Below are 16,210 nucleotides of genomic sequence, written 5' to 3'. Positions count from 1 at the left end.
TCATCTTCAAGCTCCCTCTCTAGGCGCTTAATTTTCTGGGCTGGCGTTTCTTTGCTTTGGGGTGATTTAGTCATAATTCTATGCGTTGGCTGGGACCAATCTAGCTTGCCGTGCTTTCTTAACCAAGTCAGAACGGTAGATCGCCCTTGAATACCATATATCTTTTGAGCTTGTTTATAGGTCATGTCGCCTTTTTCAACAGCATCTACAACCTGCAATTTAAAGCCCATTGTGTAATCGCACTGACTGCGCTTATGATGCGTGGGGGTTGATGTGTCCATAATAGGTCCTCAATATGTAAACCTATTTCAGGACGGGACATTGTAAATAAAAAGGCCAATAGCATTGTTATTGGCCTTTTTGCATATGCTTTTTATCGTTCTTCCGGGTGGACCTCTTCAGGTGTCTCTTGCATCGCAATGAACTCGATCAACTGATCAATTTCTCTTTCATTGAAAACAGGAATGCCGTGACGCTGGAGTTCTGACGCAGTGACGCCACTGCCCGGCGTTAATGTATCATTAAATTTACCGTTGTAGGTTTCGCGGTTACCACAAGACGGGCTTCTGCTTTTAAGTAGGGCGCAACATGCTCCTGTTTCTTTTGCCTTTTCAACGGCTAGTTCTGCTCCATGTAAAAACTGAGGGGTTACATCTTCTCCCTCAATATTAACAACCATTACTGGGTGACGAGATGTTATTTCTGCAGGTAAACGAGGGGTAGGTAATCCGCCAGCTACCTCTGGACAAAAATGAACAATGCGTCCTTCATCTTGCCACTGTTGAATCTGAGGGTGTTCGAGCAAGCTGTCTTGGCCATCGTATCTAACTTTGTGACCTAAAAAGCAGGCACTCACGAGTATTTTTTTCATTCTTATAAGGTTCTCGAGTTTGTCTGCGCGCATTTTAACGACTCTAGCTAATAGTTCAATGTTATAAGCATATAAAACTGCTCTTTATCAAAGAAGAGTTAGATTATCTCCATTCTTTAGTATTACAGCGCGGAATTTTTATATCTATCTGATTTTTAAAGATATTTATATTTATCTTTACGTAAAGGTAAGGGAAAGTGCGAATAGTTCTTTACGTTTATAGTAATAGGCGATATAAAATTACGGGTTAACACCTAAAGGAAGATACGCATTTTGTCTTCAGTAGTGCTAATACCATTGGAAGCAAGCTCTGTATCCAATGATAACAATAATAACGAATAGCCACGGGGGGGAAGTTACTCCGTGAGGCATTCATTGTCCTAGGATAGGTATTAGTTTGACTCGACCATTAGAAGGATTAAAAATACTCGATTTTTCAACCTTGTTACCAGGGCCATATGCCACTATGTTGATCGCTGACATGGGTGCTGATGTTTTGCGTATCGAGTCGCCGTCACGCCCAGATTTGGTTCGGTTAATGGAGCCTCAAATCGGAGGGCAGTCAGCCGCGTTTGAGTATCTAAATCGTGGTAAACGTTCTTTAGCGATGAATCTTAAAAAAGCTCAAAGTCTTGAGATTATTCATGCATTGCTAGCCGATCACGATATTGTTGTTGAACAGTTTCGCCCGGGTGTTATGTCTCGTCTAGGCTTAGGGTATGAGCAGCTCTCAAAGATAAACCCGAGCGTTATTTATTGTTCAATTACGGGCTATGGGCAGTCCGGACCATATCGAGACCGCGCTGGTCACGATATTAACTACCTTGCATTGAGCGGTATCGCGGCATCATCGGGTAAAAAAGCTATTGGGCCACTGTTATCGGGAGTCCAAATTGCCGATGTAGCGGCAGGATCACAACCGGCAGTTATGGCTATTCTTGCTGCCGTGATTCAGCGTTTAAGCACGGGTAAAGGACAACATATTGATATCGCCATGAGTGATCAGTGCATGGCGTTACAGCCTCTCATGATGCCCAGTGTTATCAACGGGCAAGCGCCTATTAATGCTGAAGATCATTTTCTTAACGGTGCTGGTTTATATGATTACTACGCGACAGCCGATAATCGTTATATGGCAGTCGGCAGTTTAGAACCTCAGTTTCGAAAAGCACTTGTTCAAGCGCTAGGCCACCCCGAGTGGATGAGCAGCGGTGACGCTTTCTTAAAAGAACAGCTTAGCGAAACTTTTGCTCAAGAATCCCAAGCTTTTTGGAGTGAGCGCTTTGCTAATATAGATGCTTGTGTTGAGCCCGTATTAGCTATGGACGAAGCATTAATTCACCCCCATGCAGTGGCTCGAGAACTCATGAGTGAAAACCCCTCTGGTGTTAAGCAGATTAAGCCGACGCCTTCGTTAGCTGGCATGAATACTCGTTCGGTTCAGTCAGCCCCTTTGTGTGGCCAAAACAATCAAGAAATTCTCCTCGACTTAGGTTTTACGGGCGAGCAGATAGAGGCGTTTGATGCTGAAGGTATATTTATATAAACGCTATGGGGTATGGCAGCAGGCTTTCAGATGAATGATAAGAAGAGAAGATAAAATGCGCAGCAAGGAATATCAGTCATTTTATGAAAAATGTACACCTGCATTAATTGAAGAGCAGCTTATTGGCAGTCTCAAGGACGGTTTTAATGTATGTGAAGAAATATGTGATCGCTGGGCAACGACAGAACGTGTTGGTTTGTTTTATGAAGGAGTGGAGCGGCCTGCAAGTCGGTATGCTTATGCAGAGTTACAAGAAAAATCAGCTCGGTTTGCCAACTTCTTGCATTCAAAAGGCATAGGTAAAGGCGATCGTGTGGCTGCATTGTTGCCGCGCACACCCGATTTAATGATTGTTATTCTAGGTACATTGCGCGTGGGCGCTGTTTACCAGCCTCTTTTTACTGCATTTACCTCAGGCGCCATCGCTTATCGTTTGGATATGGCGAATACAAAACTGATCGTTACGGATGAGAATAATCGTCACAAGTTAGACGCCATTAAAGCATGTCCGACGATTGTGATAGCTGATTTGATGTCCGGTCAAAGTGCTACGGTAGATAGCAGTGATTTATCATTAACTGATGAGCTAGCTCGGCAATTAAGTCAATTTGAGCCTGTACGTATTGGAGCAAATCAACCTTTTTTGCAGATGTTTACCTCTGGCACTGTAGGAAAAGCCAAAGGTGTCGCTGTACCTGTACGAGCCATTTTGTCTTTTTATGTGTATATGAAGCATGCTATTGGTTTGCGTCCTGACGATGTGTATTGGAATGTAGCTGATCCTGGTTGGGCCTATGGTTTGTACTATGCGGTTATTGGGCCATTATTACTTGGTAATGGTACACACTTTAATGAAAATGAATTTACTTCTGAATCTACTTACCAGATGGTCCGAAAATACGGCATTACTAACTTAGCGGCGTCTCCCACGGCTTATCGTATGCTGATGGCCAATGATAATGAACTAACAGAAAGTAATGCATTAGGGCTTAGAGTTGCGAGTAGTGCGGGCGAACCGTTAAATCCTGCGATTATCAGCTGGGCAAAACGTCGCTTGGGGTGTCTAGTTATGGATCACTACGGGCAGACCGAAACGGGAATGACATGCTGTAATTACAATGATCTTGAGCAATCCAGCGTACGAATCGGCTCTATGGGTTTTTCTCTTCCTGGCCACCGTGTAGTTGTTTTAAATACTCAGTATGAAGAAGTTAATAAAGATGAGTTTGGTCAACTTGCGGTTGATGTCGAAAACTCTCCGCTTTTCTTTTTTCATGGTTATACATGGGATGAAAAAGATCCGTTCAAAGGACGTTATTATCTAACAGGTGATGTGGCGGTTAGTCACGGCGATGGCAGCTATTCGTTTATTGGCCGTGACGATGACATTATAACAACGGCTGGCTACCGTGTTGGTCCGACCAACATAGAGAGTACGTTGCTTGAGCATGAGGCGGTTGCTGAATCAGGTGTCGTAGGTAAACCTAACGCCTCTTATGGCGCTATTATCAAAGCTTATGTTGTGCTTAAACCAGGTTTTAGTTCCTCGTTAGAACTTGAAGATGATCTAAAACACAGAATATGCGAGCGTTTATCGTCTCACGATTCGCCTTGTGAAATTGAATTCATCAATGAGCTTCCTAAAACCGCCAGCGGAAAAATTCAACGCTTCATTCTGCGTCACCAAGCACGTGACGAAGTTTAGTTTCAATTGACTACCAAATCTGGAGACCAATATGAGTGCCTCTTTTGTCGAAGCAAAACGCGTTTTTGAAAGCGCCCCTTTTATTGCATCCTTAGGTTGCCATCTAGATACACTCGAAAGCGGGATTTGTCATAGTCATATTATGTTGGAAGAAAAGCACCAGCAACAAGATGGTTATGTGCATGCAGGTGTGCAAGCAACGTTAGCGGATCATTCCGCTGGGGCAGCCGCCGTCACTTTGATAGAAGAGGGGCAACGTGTACTTACTGCTGAGTTTAAAATTAACTTATTACGCGCAGCAAAAGGTGATCAGTTGATCTGTCATAGTAGCGTTTTAAAACCCGGCAGAATGTTAATTATTGCAGAATCAGAAATATACACCAAGCCAGCTGGGAGCGCTCAATACGATGACAGTACTCTTGTTTTAGTGGCTAAAGCGACAGTCACATTAGCTGTAACTAATAAAAACAAATAAACAGCGGAGAGTTTTTATGACACAAGTAATGAATTTTGATGAGATGCAAGCATTCTTAGCTGAGCAGTTTCCGCAGGGTAATCAGTATGGTGTGCTTGAGAGTTTAGGCGATGGTTGGGCAGAGATGCGCTTACCGATCGATGATCAACACTTAAGGCCCGGCGGAACTGTCTCTGGTCCTGCCATGATGGCTTTAGCTGATGTGGCTATGTATGCCGCACTACTCAGTAAAATAGGACCGGTTGCATTGGCGGTAACGATTAATCTGAATATTAATTTTCTGCGTCGTCCCAAAGCTGATATGGATATTATTGCACGGGCTGAAACATTGAAAGTGGGTAAGCGCCTTGGTGTAGGGGAAGTGTATATTACCTCTCGTGGCGAAACAGACCCTGTTGCGCATGTCACGCTGACTTATTCGATCCCGGAGCAATAGGATGAACGTCTTTTGGAATAATCGGCTGGTGGATATGGGTCATGGAATGACTCTTTCTATACGCATGGGTAAGCATGCACAGCAAAGTACCCAACGGCCTGTGTTAGTACTCCTGCATGAGGCACTTGGTTGTATTGCTATGTGGAAAGATATACCCGAGCAACTCGCTGCTAAAACTGGCTGCGATGTTGTGGTATATGAGCGACAAGGTTATGGCTTGTCTTCTGAAATAACATTACCCAGAGATGATGATTACCTTGTTGAAGAGGGTGAGATATGGTTGCCTCGCCTAATAGATAAACTTGGGCTAAACAAAGTAATTCTTATTGGTCATAGTGATGGGGGCTCAGTTGCTTTAATTGGTGCAGCTACGTTAGCGAGTAAAGTAACAGGTGTAATTACAGAAGCGGCGCACATATATATTGATCACCTAACGACAGCAGGTATAAAAGAGGCCGTTGAACGCTATCAAGACACTAATTTGAAAGACAAGCTGGCTAGGTATCATGGTGAGCGGACCGATCTGTTGTTTAGGGCTTGGCATGAAACATGGCTACGTGAACGCAAATCCCCTATGAACCTACGTCCTTGGTTGCCTCGTATAGAGTGTCCGGCACTGATCATTCAAGGACAGGATGATTGCTACGGAGTAAGGGAGCAGGTCACAGATATTTGTACAGGAATTGGGGCGCGAGCAGAGCCGCTTTTCTTGCCTAAGTGTGGCCATGTCCCACACTTTGAGGCAAGAGAAAGTTTGATTTCAGCCGTCGCTCGTTTTGTTGATAGCAACAGTTAAGTGATATTAAGGCGGTTAGCTTGCTGAACGAGATCAGGCAAGCTAGCCGCTCGCATCTTGCTCATGACGCGTGCCCGATGCACTTCAACGGTTTTAGGACTTATGCCTAAGGTTTCAGCAATTTCACGGTTTGATTTGCCACTTACCACCAGTGACATTACCTCTTTTTCTCGCTTACTCAAAGAGTCGTAGTTGCTGCGTGATTGAGCACGGGCACTGTTGCTTTTAAACATTTCAGTGGCGCGTTGTAAGCCAAGCTCTACCAATCGTAGTAAAACTTCATCATCAAATGGTTTTTCAATAAAGTCTAGAGCACCATTCTTCATAGCATTTACTGCCATAGGAATGTCGCCATGCCCACTGATAACAATGATGGGGAGCTTGATATCTCTTTCAATCATGATCTGTTGAAGAGCTAAACCGTTTATTTCGGGCATGCGAACATCAAGCAGCATACAACCCATATCACCGTTGTAGCGATTCAAAAAATCTTGAGCAGAATCAAAGCCAATTACATGGAAGTTATCTGATTCAAGTAACCACTTCATCGAATCTCTGAAATCATTATCATCATCGACAATAAATACAGTACCGCTTGCTCTTTGTGTCATTAACTTGTCCTTACCGGAACTTTAAAATGAAATTGAGTGCCGTTCTTACCATCGCTCTCAGCCCATAGCTGTCCGCCATGGGTTTCAATTATCGTTTGTGAAATGGCTAAGCCCATACCTAAACCCGTAGATTTAGAGGTAATGAAAGGCTCAAAAAGTGTATCGAGTCCTTCGGATGAAATCCCATTTCCTTCATCTTGAACCGAGATGCAAATATATCCGCTTGCGAGCCTCGTGGTAATAATGACGGGTCGGTACGTTTTTTCACATTCGCTATAAGCTTCGATAGCGTTACGTACCAAGTTTAATAATACCTGTTCAATCTGGATTTTGTCAGCTAGTAGCTGAGGATCACAGGGGTCTAATTCAAAATTAAAGGTAATATTATGATCGGTAGCTTCTTGATTCAAAAAGCCGATAACATCAACACAAGAATCATTAATGAAGAACTCAACTCGCTGGAAGTCTGTTCGTTTTACAAAGCTGCGCATGCGCTTAACAATTTCAGCTGCACGTTTAGCTTGTTTGGTGATGAGCTGCATTGAGTGTGCAATCTGTGGAAGATTTGATTCAGCAGAGCCTTCTTCAAGACGTCTTAAACTTCCTCGACAGTAATTCAAGATAGCCGCTAATGGCTGGTTGATCTCATGGGCGAGCCCTGTGGCCATTTCACCAACAGATAGCAAACGAGACATATGAGCCATTTCTAGTTGCTGTCGTTTTGCGTTTTCTTCTGCCCTGTGTTTAAGCGTGATATCACGGCCAATAATTGAGTAATACTCAACCTGCATATTTTCTGTGTGGTTGCGGTGAGCAATAACTTCTCGAATCTCTGCAATTCTATTGTGGTTTTCAGGCATTTTTATAGGAACACTACCGTACCAAGTGCCATGTTGTGCTGCATGATTTAGTGCATCCTGCACTAGTGTTTTAAAAATCTTATCTTCAAAAATCTGATCAAGGTAAAACACGACGAGATTTTCTTTTTCGCTGCCTAGGGTGCGATATGCTGATTCATTCAAGTAGGTGAGCTGCATCGACTCGTGGTTGCAAAACATGATTAAGTCGCTTGAAGCCTCTACCACACGAGCCAGACGGCGAATCGCCTTTTGTGCCATTTCGCGCTCTGTAACATCACGTGATACACAGATGATCTCTACGGGAACTCCTTCATCATCCCTTATTGTTCGGCTGGTAGTTTCTAGCCAGATGTAATGTCCATCTTTATGTCGGTATCGATAAGTATTTGTATACATACCGCGTCGATAGTGAACAGTTTTAGCTCTTTTTAATAAGTTATCAGCATCATCAGGATGGAAAAGATCATAACCATTCATGCCGATGATTTCGTCGACCGTATACCCTAAAACCCTTTCAACTGCGGGGTTTACATCGATATATACCCATTCCGACGTGGCGGAATGGCGTGAAATCATGTCAGTAGATTGTTCAGCAAGTAGGCGATATCTGTCTGCTTCTTCGCGATATTTTCTAAGGTCATCTGCGATGCTTTCGTGCATATTTGTCTCTTGGCTCGTATATGCTGCGTATTATCCCCAATATAGTATGACTTTAGGCTAGGTTGTGTAATAAGGGAAATTGCGTATCATTACGCGGAAGTAGGGGTTTTTGCTTATTTTCAGGCGTTTTAAATGCATTGGTATAGCGCTAAACCTTTAGGTTTTATAACTCATAGTGAGTAAAGGGAATATAATGTCACACAATAATCACAATCCTTATATTATGGGTCTTGATAAGAATGAAGCTAATTATTCTGCATTAAGTCCTTTGTCTTTTATTCAGCGCTCCGCCAGCGTGTATCCAAATCACGTGGCGGTGGTGCATCAAGATACGCGTCGTACGTGGTCACAAACTTACAAGCGGACACTTAAGCTTGCCAGCGCACTGACAAAAAATGGAATTAATAAAGGTGACACTGTTGCTTTTATGGCGCCGAATATTCCTGAATTATTTGAAGCGCATTTTGGCGTTCCAATGGCTGGTGCCGTTTTAAATGCATTAAATACTCGTCTAGATGCAGAGGCGCTTGCTTTTATTCTTCAGCATGGCGAAGCAAAAATTGTTTTTGTTGATCGTGAATTTTCTGAAGTCATTTCACGTGCCGTTAAGATGATTCAACATAAGCCGCTAGTTATTGATATTGATGACTTGTACTACGAAGGTGGTGAGCTAATCGGTACAATGGATTATGAAGCGTTTATCGCACAAGGTGATGAAGACTTCAGTTGGTCGTTACCTGAAGATGAGTGGGATGCGATCACTCTAAATTACACATCAGGTACAACAGGTAACCCTAAAGGTGTTGTTTATCATCACCGTGGTGCTTACTTGAATGCTGTCAGCAATCTTATTTCTTGGAATATGGGATCACATCCTTCATACCTATGGACACTGCCGATGTTTCATTGCAACGGCTGGTGCTTCCCGTGGAGTCTTGCTGCTTGTGCCGGTATTAATGTGTGTCTGCGCCATGTTCGTGCTGATGATATTTATAATGCGATACGTGATGACAAAGTGAACCATTTCTGCGGTGCGCCAATTGTATTGAACATGCTAAACAATGCGCCAGATGATTTGAAAGCAGGCATTAATCACGAAGTAAAAGTAATGACGGCGGGTGCACCGCCTCCAGCGTCTGTTATTCAAGGCATGGAAGAGATGGGTTTTAACGTGACCCATGTATATGGCCTTACTGAAACCTATGGTCCATCTGTTGTTTGTGCATGGCATGATGAGTGGGATGAGAAAACCATAGAAGAGAAATCTCGCTTGAAGTCACGTCAAGGCGTTAAGGTGCCGATGCAGGAAGGCTTGATGGTTGCTCACCCTGAAACACTTGAGCCAGTACCGCAAGATGGAACGACCATCGGTGAGGTCTTCATGCGTGGTAACTTGGTGATGAAAGGCTATCTGAAAAACCCAACAACAACCGATGAAGCTTTTGACGGTGGTTGGCTGCACTCGGGTGACCTAGCGGTATGGCATGCCGACGGTTACATTGATATTAAAGATCGCTCTAAAGATATCATTATTTCCGGTGGAGAAAATATCTCCAGTGTCGAAGTAGAAGATGTGCTGTATCGTCATCGCTCTATTATGGAAGCGGCTGTGGTTGCTCAGCAGGATGAGAAGTGGGGCGAAGTACCGTGTGCTTTTGTTAAAGTTAAAGAAGGCGAAGAGATTACGGCTGAAGAGGTGATTGCTTTCTGTCGTGACAATATGGCGCGCTTTAAAGCACCTAAAAAGATTGTCTTTGGTGATCTACCAAAAACATCTACGGGTAAAATTCAGAAGTTCTTACTTCGTGATCAAGCGAATGAAAAATAATTTTTGATGCGAATCAAAAACGACCTACGGGTCGTTTTTTTTGGTTTACAATTAATAAAGTCATAGTGGATGTGAATATGGGCTCATTGGGTGAGTTACATTTAGTTTTCAATTAGGAGTGGTCTTTTTGCTTACCGAGAGTTCTCTAGATGCTTTAAGGTCTCTACATAACCCTATTTGGGTCTACGATGTAGAGCTTTTTAAAATTCGTTGGGCAAACGACCAGGCATTGCTTTTTTGGGAGGCTGATTCCGAAGAAGAGTTATATCATCGCGATTTTAAGAAAAATATGTCAGAAGCAATTTATACGCTTCTTAGCAACAATCTTGTTGAATACCGCCATGGCCATGAGCACACGCAATGGTGGACACTATTCCCTAAAAATAAACGTAAAGAAATCTACTGCCATTATTCAGGAATAGAGCTCAGTGATGGTCGTATGGCTATGCTGGCACAAGTGGTTGTGACAAGAGAGTTGTTAGAAACAGAACTCTCTTTGCATTTATCAACGACCACGGTGTCTTTATGGGGAGCGCAAGGTCAGCTTAAAAGTGCTAACCCTATGTTTGTAGACCTATACGGTGAATCATTAAGCCAATTCGCTGAGTTGTTTTTCTCAAAGCGACAAGCCGATGAGGTTTGGAACAAAGCCTTTGATAATAATGAATTTGAGGTAGAGATTTTCTTACCAACGCCGTTAGGTGAGCAGTGGCATTATCTTCATTTAAGGGTTAATCAAACTGTACATGGTGATGTGCTGGTTGTACGTCAGTTTGATGTGACCGAACGCAAGCAGCGGGAATTACATCACAAGTATTTGGCGATTGTTGATCCTCTTACACAACTAAAAAACAGATACGGCGTTTTGCAGCAGCTTGAAGGTTTTGCAGCGAAAGGTTTGCCATTTAGCTTGTTCTTTATTGATTTAGATAACTTTAAAACGATTAATGATTATTATGGTCATGAACAGGGTGACAAGCTATTACGTGCTTTGGCAGATAGACTTAGGTTTCGATTTTCACGCTCTTTGAGCATCGCCCGCCTGGGAGGAGATGAGTTTTTGCTGGTCGATGCCTGTGACGTAGAATTAGAGCAAGTGGCCAATCAGCTTATTAATGCTGTGTCAGAACCCTTTAACTTAGAAGTGCTGGGTGACCTGCGAATAACGGCCAGTATCGGTATTGCAAATTTCCCGTCAGATGGCGAGAGTGTTGATGCTATTTTAAGGCATGCCGATGCCGCTATGTATGAAGCTAAAGGGCGTGGGAAAAGCACATTTGTTTACTTTTCTAAAAATATATCTAACGGCATTAAACGACGTCATCAAATGCGCCAGTTGCTTGGAAAAGCCATCTCTCAACATGAGTTTCAGATAGCTTATTTGCCTGTAGTTGATACCCAAACACAAATGCTTTTTGGTGTTGAGGCTCAATTGCAGTGGAACAGTCCAGAGCTTGGGGTTATTAAGCCCTTAGAGTTTATGCCTGTCGCTGAAGAAAACGGGATGACATCTTCACTTGAGTATTATGCTCTAGAGAAGTCTTGCCAGCAGACGGAAGAATGGATAAACATTACTCATGGCGATTTTGATGCCTTAATATTAATGATAGATATTTCGGTCAGGCAGTTGAGTTGCCATCGATTTATTTCATCAATTAGAGCATTGTTGAAAGCAAATCGTATGGACCCTCAGCGTGTAATGCTTCAAGTGACTGGCTCGCAGCATTTAGATAATGAACTTGCTATCAAGGGCTTGATACAACTGCATGAAATGGGTTTGAAAATTGCGCTTTGTGGCTTCGCTTCAAACAATACCTCATTTACTTTATTGCACCGCTTATCACTAACGCATCTAAAATTAGATGCAAAAATTATTGCGGAAATAGAAAGAGGGACTGGTCCTATTGTTAAGGCGTTGCTATCTATGGCGAAGAGCATGGAAATAAAAGTGCTAGCAGAAGGTGTAGCACGACAAGAGCAGCTAGATATCTTAAATGAACTGGGTTGTTTTATCTGCCAGGGGGGGATGTTTGGAAACTTTAAAGAGACCAAGAATTTAAAATTACCTGGCCTCGTCTAGCAGTCTAATTATTCAGCTGTTTCACGACGGTCAACCATGAAAATGGCTGTTCCAGTTGCTACCAGCTTATCACCAACATGCACATCAGTTTTGGCAGTTACACGGCGGCGTTTTTCATCAATTTCGGTGATTGTTAGCGTTGCTTTGGCAGTATCGCCAATAAATACTGGCGCACGAAATTTAATTTGCTGGTCGATGTAGATAGCACCTGGGCCAGGTAAGCGCGTACCCGCTACTGTAGAAATAAGAGCAGCACTAAACATGCCGTGGACGATTCTCTTTCCAAAAGGTGTCGTTTTTGCGTATTCGTCATTGATATGAATAGGGTTGTTATCACCTGAAATGCCAGCAAACATATATACGTCTGATTCAGAAATAGTTTTGGCATAAAAATCGTTCATACCCACTTCCAAGTCTTCCAGATAGTAACCGTGAAGTTCCTGCATGCTTTGTCTCCTATAAAAAATGGTTAACTCTAAATTATTCATCTAATCCAAAGTATTAGGGGAAATCATTAGTGATTTAAAATTCTATGATAGAATAAGTGAATTCCCTGATTGATGCGAGTCTGATGTATCAATCATTTGGTCTCCTAACTTGGCTACAGAGAGAAGATGACACATGGCTGATTATAAAGCGCCGGTAAAAGACATGCAGTTTATTCTGGAAAATATTTCCCGCATGCCGCAATTAGCACAACTTGCTACTTTTGAAGATGCTACACCCGATATGATCAGCGCGATTCTTGAAGAAGCGGGGCGTGTATCTGCAGAAGTTATCGCACCGACCAACGTTGTTGGGGATGAACAGGGTGTTAAGCTCGAAAATGGGACTGTAAAAATCCCTGATGGTTTTGCACAAGCTTACCAGCAATACGCTGAAGGTGGTTGGGGCTCTCTGCAGTTTGATCCTGAGTATGGCGGACAAGGATTACCATATTCGTTATCGACCTCTGTCATGGAGATGTGGCAATCAGCCAATATGTCGTGGGGACTATGTCCTCTATTGAGCCAAGGTGCTGTTGAGGCTCTGTATTTGAACGGCAGTGATGAGTTAAAGAATGCGTACTTGCCTAATATGGTCAGCGGTGAGTGGACTGGTACCATGAACCTGACTGAGCCAGGTGCAGGTTCTGATCTATCAGTGATTCGTAGTAAGGCTGTGCCTGAGGGCGATCATTATTTAATCAGTGGTCAGAAAATTTTCATCACATGGGGTGACCATGAGATGGCGGATAACATTATTCATCTAGTGTTAGCCCGTCTTCCTGATGCACCCGCCGGTGTGCGTGGTATTTCATTGTTCTTGGTGCCTAAGTTTTTAGTGAGTGAAAACGGTGAATTAGGTGAGCGCAATGATGTTGAAGTCGCTTCTTTGGAGCACAAGCTAGGTATTCACGCGAGTGCAACCTGTGTTATGGCATTTGGTGAGAATGCCGGGGCAGTAGGTTACCTAATAGGCCAGGAAGGCAAAGGTTTAGCCTGTATGTTCACTATGATGAACAACGCGCGTTTGGCTGTTGGCCTACAAGGTGTAGCAATCTCTGAGCGAGCTTATCAGCAAGCGCTTTGGTATGCCGGTGATCGTACTCAGGGCAAAGCAGTAGGTTTTAAAGAAGAAGGTCCGATCCTGCGCCACGCCGACATCCGCCGTATGCTAATGACGATGAAGTCATTCACTGAAGCGGGTCGTGCATTGGCCTATGATGCATGCGGCAGTTTAGACTTTGCACATGCTTTAGAAGATAAAGAGTTAGCTGGTAAAGAAAAAGCACGAGCGGCATATTTAACGCCTATCGTAAAAGGCTGGTGTACAGAAGTGGCTCAAGAAGTCACATCTTTGGGTGTTCAGATCCATGGCGGTATGGGCTTTATAGAGGAGACAGGTGCCGCGCAGCATTTTCGTGATGCACGTATCCTTCCTATCTATGAAGGTACTAATAGTATTCAGGCGCTCGATCTTGTTGGCCGTAAAACGCTGTCGGATAATGGTGTTGCAGCAGAGTCCGTCATGGAAGAAATATCAGTTGCTTTAGCACAAGCGTCTGAATCAGCACGCTTTAAAGAAGCCGCCGGTAAAATGCAAAGCGCTTTAGATGTGGCGAAGAGTGTAACGGCGCAATTATTATCAGAGTCTGCTGATAATGAGTACTTCTCAGGAGCAGTGGCTTATAACTACATGATGATGATGGGTACATTGTGTGGTGGCTGGCAGTTATTGCGTAGTGGGGTGGCAGCTGAAGACAAGCAGGCTCAAGGTGATAGTGATCCTTATCTTGAAGCGAAGCAGCTGACGGCTTTGTTTTATGTGGATCAGGTGTTGCCGCGTTATTTAAGCTATTCTGCTGTCGTGACAACAGGAAGCGACTCGATCATGGCCTTTACAGATGAGCATTTGGAAGCGGCTTTTAGTTAAGCGTTATGCCCCTGATGTAATATAGCAAAACACCCGCCCTTGCGGGTGTTTTGCTATCCAATACCCCTAAAATCGGGTAAGGTATCGGCCAGAATATTTCCAATAAATTGAATGAGATTATTGCCAGCCATGATCATTACACCAAAAATCCGTGGTTTTATTTGTACCACTTCTCACCCTACGGGTTGTGCTCATAATGTGCGTGAACAGATTGAGTATGTTAAGAACAAAGGTCAGATAAAGAACGGCCCTAAACGTGTTTTGGTTGTCGGTTCTTCCAGCGGTTATGGGATGTCTTCTCGTATTGAAGCTGCGTTTGGTTCTGGTGCTTCTACAATCGGTGTTTTTTTCGAAAAGCCAGCAACAGAGAAAAAGACAGGAACAGCGGGCTGGTACAACGCTGCTGCTTTTGAGCAGCAAGCACGCGAAGCCGGTTTGTATTCAAAGAGCATCAACGGCGACGCGTTTTCTCATGATGCAAAACAAAAAGCTATCGAGTTAATCAAAGAAGATCTTGGTCAGATAGACCTGATTGTTTACTCACTTGCTTCACCCGTACGTAAAATGCCTGAAACCGGAGAGGTTGTCCGTTCTGTGCTTAAGCCAATTGGGGAGCCATATAGATCTACAGCGATTGATACTAATAAAGATATTATTATCAATGCTGAGATTGAACCTGCCAATGAAGAAGAGATTGCCAATACCGTTACTGTAATGGGCGGAGAAGATTGGGAGCTTTGGGTTCATGCCTTAAATGATGCTGGTGTATTAGCACAAGGCTGTAAAACAGTTGCTTATAGCTATATAGGGACTGAAATTACATGGCCTATCTATTGGGATGGCGCGCTGGGTAAAGCTAAGCAAGACCTTGATCGCGCTGCGGGCGAGCTAAATACGCTCTTATCTGCGAATGGCGGACAAGCTAATGTTGGTGTGCTGAAGTCTGTAGTCACTCAAGCAAGTTCTGCTATTCCCGTGATGCCTTTGTACCTGTCCATGGTATTTAAAATCATGAAAGAAAAAGGCATTCATGAAGGATGTATGGACCAAGTCGATCGCTTATTCCGTACGGGCTTGTATGGCGATACAGGTTTAATTGATGATGCAAATCGTTTTCGTATGGATGATTGGGAATTGCGTGATGATGTTCAGGATCACTGTAAAGATCTATGGAAAGCGATCACTACAGAAAACCTTTTCGATCTAACAGATTATGCTGCTTATAAAACTGAGTTCTTGAAACTCTTTGGTTTTACGGTTGAAACTGTTGATTACGATGCGGATGTAAATCCAATGGTCGATTTTGATGTTATTGATTTGTAATAGCTTTCAAGATTAAATAAAACCCTGCTTAATGCAGGGTTTTTTATTGCGCTCAAAAAAATTTAGGTTATATTGTTTCTAAACAACTCAAAAGGAAAGGGTTAACTGGATGCTAAGGATAGTGTGTGCTTTTATATTTTCTCTACTCATCGTCGGCTGCCAAACGACATCAAATTTACCGGCTAAGACATCTACTAGCGGTACTGAAATAACGACACTTGATAACACTTCTTGGATTGTTCAATCCGTCGCAGGGCGTGGCCTGATGGAGTATCTTTCGTTAACACTTAACTTTAAGAGTGATAGTGAAGTTGAAGGTTTCTCTGGTTGCAATCGATTTAAAGGCCAGTATGAAATTATTAACTCTCGGCTTGAAATAGGGCCATTGGCATCAACTCGAAAGTACTGTTCAAAAGTAATAATGTATCAAGAACATTTATTATTAAATGAGTTGTCCCAGCCACTGACTTTATCCCAGATGGATAATAGGGTTATTCAGTTGATTAATAATAAAAGTGAAGTAACCCGCTTGATGATGCAATAATTTCATCTGGATTTGTTTTATATCGCTAGGCTGGGTGAAAGATTTCTGGGAGAATAACGG

The 16,210-nt window shown here is 43.1% G+C and carries 15 protein-coding genes; 10 read left to right on the top strand and 5 right to left on the bottom strand.

From position 1 onward, the window contains the following. The coding region (locus tag G511_RS0114565; protein WP_028470274.1) for an IS3 family transposase at positions 1-281 on the bottom strand (281 nt) is incomplete at its 3' end. 92 nt (positions 282-373) lie between these two features. Continuing rightward, a complete protein-coding gene (locus G511_RS0114560; protein WP_028470273.1) occupies positions 374-871 on the bottom strand; it encodes a 2-thiouracil desulfurase family protein in 498 nt (165 codons plus the stop codon). A 397-nt stretch (positions 872-1,268) separates the two neighbouring features. Here G511_RS0114560 and G511_RS0114555 point away from each other — a divergent pair, with 397 nt between their 5' ends. From G511_RS0114555 to G511_RS0114535, 5 genes are read left to right on the top strand one after another with little or no spacing between them, the layout of a single operon-like run. Beyond that, positions 1,269-2,417, top strand: a complete 1,149-nt coding sequence (locus G511_RS0114555; protein ID WP_028470272.1) for a CaiB/BaiF CoA transferase family protein — start codon at positions 1,269-1,271, stop codon at positions 2,415-2,417. 55 nt (positions 2,418-2,472) lie between these two features. Continuing rightward, complete coding sequence (locus G511_RS0114550) at positions 2,473-4,122, top strand: AMP-binding protein (RefSeq protein ID WP_028470271.1); 1,650 nt, start codon at positions 2,473-2,475, stop codon at positions 4,120-4,122. Between the two features lie 31 nt (positions 4,123-4,153). Then, entirely contained in the window at positions 4,154-4,597 is a 444-nt protein-coding gene (locus tag G511_RS0114545) for a PaaI family thioesterase (protein WP_028470270.1), read from the top strand. Between the two features lie 16 nt (positions 4,598-4,613). After that, positions 4,614-5,033: a PaaI family thioesterase gene (locus G511_RS0114540; protein ID WP_028470269.1), complete on the top strand. Its 420-nt coding sequence runs from the start codon at positions 4,614-4,616 to the stop codon at positions 5,031-5,033. 1 nt (position 5,034) lies between these two features. Next, on the top strand, positions 5,035-5,829 hold the full coding sequence (locus G511_RS0114535; protein ID WP_028470268.1) for an alpha/beta fold hydrolase: 795 nt from the start codon (positions 5,035-5,037) through the stop codon (positions 5,827-5,829). On the opposite strand, the gene G511_RS0114530 is transcribed toward G511_RS0114535, so the two are convergent. Continuing rightward, positions 5,826-6,440 (bottom strand): response regulator transcription factor, encoded by a 615-nt coding sequence (locus tag G511_RS0114530; RefSeq protein ID WP_028470267.1) that lies wholly within the window; start codon positions 6,438-6,440, stop codon positions 5,826-5,828. The two genes, G511_RS0114535 and G511_RS0114530, sit on opposite strands and share 4 nt — an antisense overlap. Continuing rightward, positions 6,440-7,960 carry a PAS domain-containing sensor histidine kinase gene (locus tag G511_RS0114525; RefSeq protein WP_028470266.1) on the bottom strand — a complete coding sequence of 507 codons (1,521 nt, stop codon included), beginning with the start codon at positions 7,958-7,960 and terminating at the stop codon, positions 6,440-6,442. Before G511_RS0114525 ends, G511_RS0114530 begins: the two co-directional genes overlap by 1 nt. A gap of 193 nt (positions 7,961-8,153) precedes the next feature. On the opposite strand from G511_RS0114525, the gene G511_RS0114520 reads away from it, so the two are divergent. Beyond that, positions 8,154-9,788: an acyl-CoA synthetase gene (locus G511_RS0114520; RefSeq protein WP_028470265.1), complete on the top strand. Its 1,635-nt coding sequence runs from the start codon at positions 8,154-8,156 to the stop codon at positions 9,786-9,788. A 127-nt stretch (positions 9,789-9,915) separates the two neighbouring features. Continuing rightward, positions 9,916-11,868 (top strand): putative bifunctional diguanylate cyclase/phosphodiesterase, encoded by a 1,953-nt coding sequence (locus tag G511_RS0114515; RefSeq protein WP_028470264.1) that lies wholly within the window; start codon positions 9,916-9,918, stop codon positions 11,866-11,868. An 8-nt stretch (positions 11,869-11,876) separates the two neighbouring features. Here the strand turns inward: G511_RS0114515 and G511_RS0114510 are convergent, their stop codons facing one another. Next, on the bottom strand, positions 11,877-12,314 hold the full coding sequence (locus tag G511_RS0114510; protein WP_036552158.1) for a MaoC family dehydratase: 438 nt from the start codon (positions 12,312-12,314) through the stop codon (positions 11,877-11,879). Between the two features lie 175 nt (positions 12,315-12,489). Between G511_RS0114510 and G511_RS0114505 the strand changes: the two genes are divergently transcribed. The 3 genes from G511_RS0114505 (at position 12,490) to G511_RS23055 (ending at position 16,150) form a co-directional block, all read left to right on the top strand. Continuing rightward, positions 12,490-14,283 (top strand): acyl-CoA dehydrogenase, encoded by a 1,794-nt coding sequence (locus G511_RS0114505; RefSeq protein WP_028470262.1) that lies wholly within the window; start codon positions 12,490-12,492, stop codon positions 14,281-14,283. A gap of 129 nt (positions 14,284-14,412) precedes the next feature. Continuing rightward, positions 14,413-15,606 (top strand): enoyl-ACP reductase FabV, encoded by a 1,194-nt coding sequence (gene fabV / locus G511_RS0114500; RefSeq protein WP_028470261.1) that lies wholly within the window; start codon positions 14,413-14,415, stop codon positions 15,604-15,606. 109 nt (positions 15,607-15,715) lie between these two features. Then, a complete protein-coding gene (locus G511_RS23055; protein ID WP_036552157.1) occupies positions 15,716-16,150 on the top strand; it encodes an META domain-containing protein in 435 nt (144 codons plus the stop codon). Positions 16,151-16,210: the final 60 nt, after the last annotated feature.

It is taken from the genome of Neptunomonas japonica DSM 18939, assembly GCF_000422765.1.
Taxonomy (GTDB): domain Bacteria; phylum Pseudomonadota; class Gammaproteobacteria; order Pseudomonadales; family Balneatricaceae; genus Neptunomonas; species Neptunomonas japonica.
Note: the sequence above shows the minus strand (reverse complement) of the source record. Positions and strands in the feature narration are given on the sequence as shown.

Coding starts and splice junctions, on each gene's coding strand:
- G511_RS0114510 (WP_036552158.1), bottom strand. CDS start 12,314: ATGCAGGAACTTCACGGTTACTATCTGGAAGACTTGGAAGTGGGTATG.
- G511_RS0114545 (WP_028470270.1), top strand. CDS start 4,154: ATGAGTGCCTCTTTTGTCGAAGCAAAACGCGTTTTTGAAAGCGCCCCT.
- fabV (WP_028470261.1), top strand. CDS start 14,413: ATGATCATTACACCAAAAATCCGTGGTTTTATTTGTACCACTTCTCAC.
- G511_RS0114540 (WP_028470269.1), top strand. CDS start 4,614: ATGACACAAGTAATGAATTTTGATGAGATGCAAGCATTCTTAGCTGAG.
- G511_RS0114535 (WP_028470268.1), top strand. CDS start 5,035: ATGAACGTCTTTTGGAATAATCGGCTGGTGGATATGGGTCATGGAATG.
- G511_RS0114505 (WP_028470262.1), top strand. CDS start 12,490: ATGGCTGATTATAAAGCGCCGGTAAAAGACATGCAGTTTATTCTGGAA.
- G511_RS0114560 (WP_028470273.1), bottom strand. CDS start 871: ATGAAAAAAATACTCGTGAGTGCCTGCTTTTTAGGTCACAAAGTTAGA.
- G511_RS0114520 (WP_028470265.1), top strand. CDS start 8,154: ATGTCACACAATAATCACAATCCTTATATTATGGGTCTTGATAAGAAT.
- G511_RS23055 (WP_036552157.1), top strand. CDS start 15,716: ATGCTAAGGATAGTGTGTGCTTTTATATTTTCTCTACTCATCGTCGGC.
- G511_RS0114550 (WP_028470271.1), top strand. CDS start 2,473: ATGCGCAGCAAGGAATATCAGTCATTTTATGAAAAATGTACACCTGCA.
- G511_RS0114525 (WP_028470266.1), bottom strand. CDS start 7,960: ATGCACGAAAGCATCGCAGATGACCTTAGAAAATATCGCGAAGAAGCA.
- G511_RS0114530 (WP_028470267.1), bottom strand. CDS start 6,440: ATGACACAAAGAGCAAGCGGTACTGTATTTATTGTCGATGATGATAAT.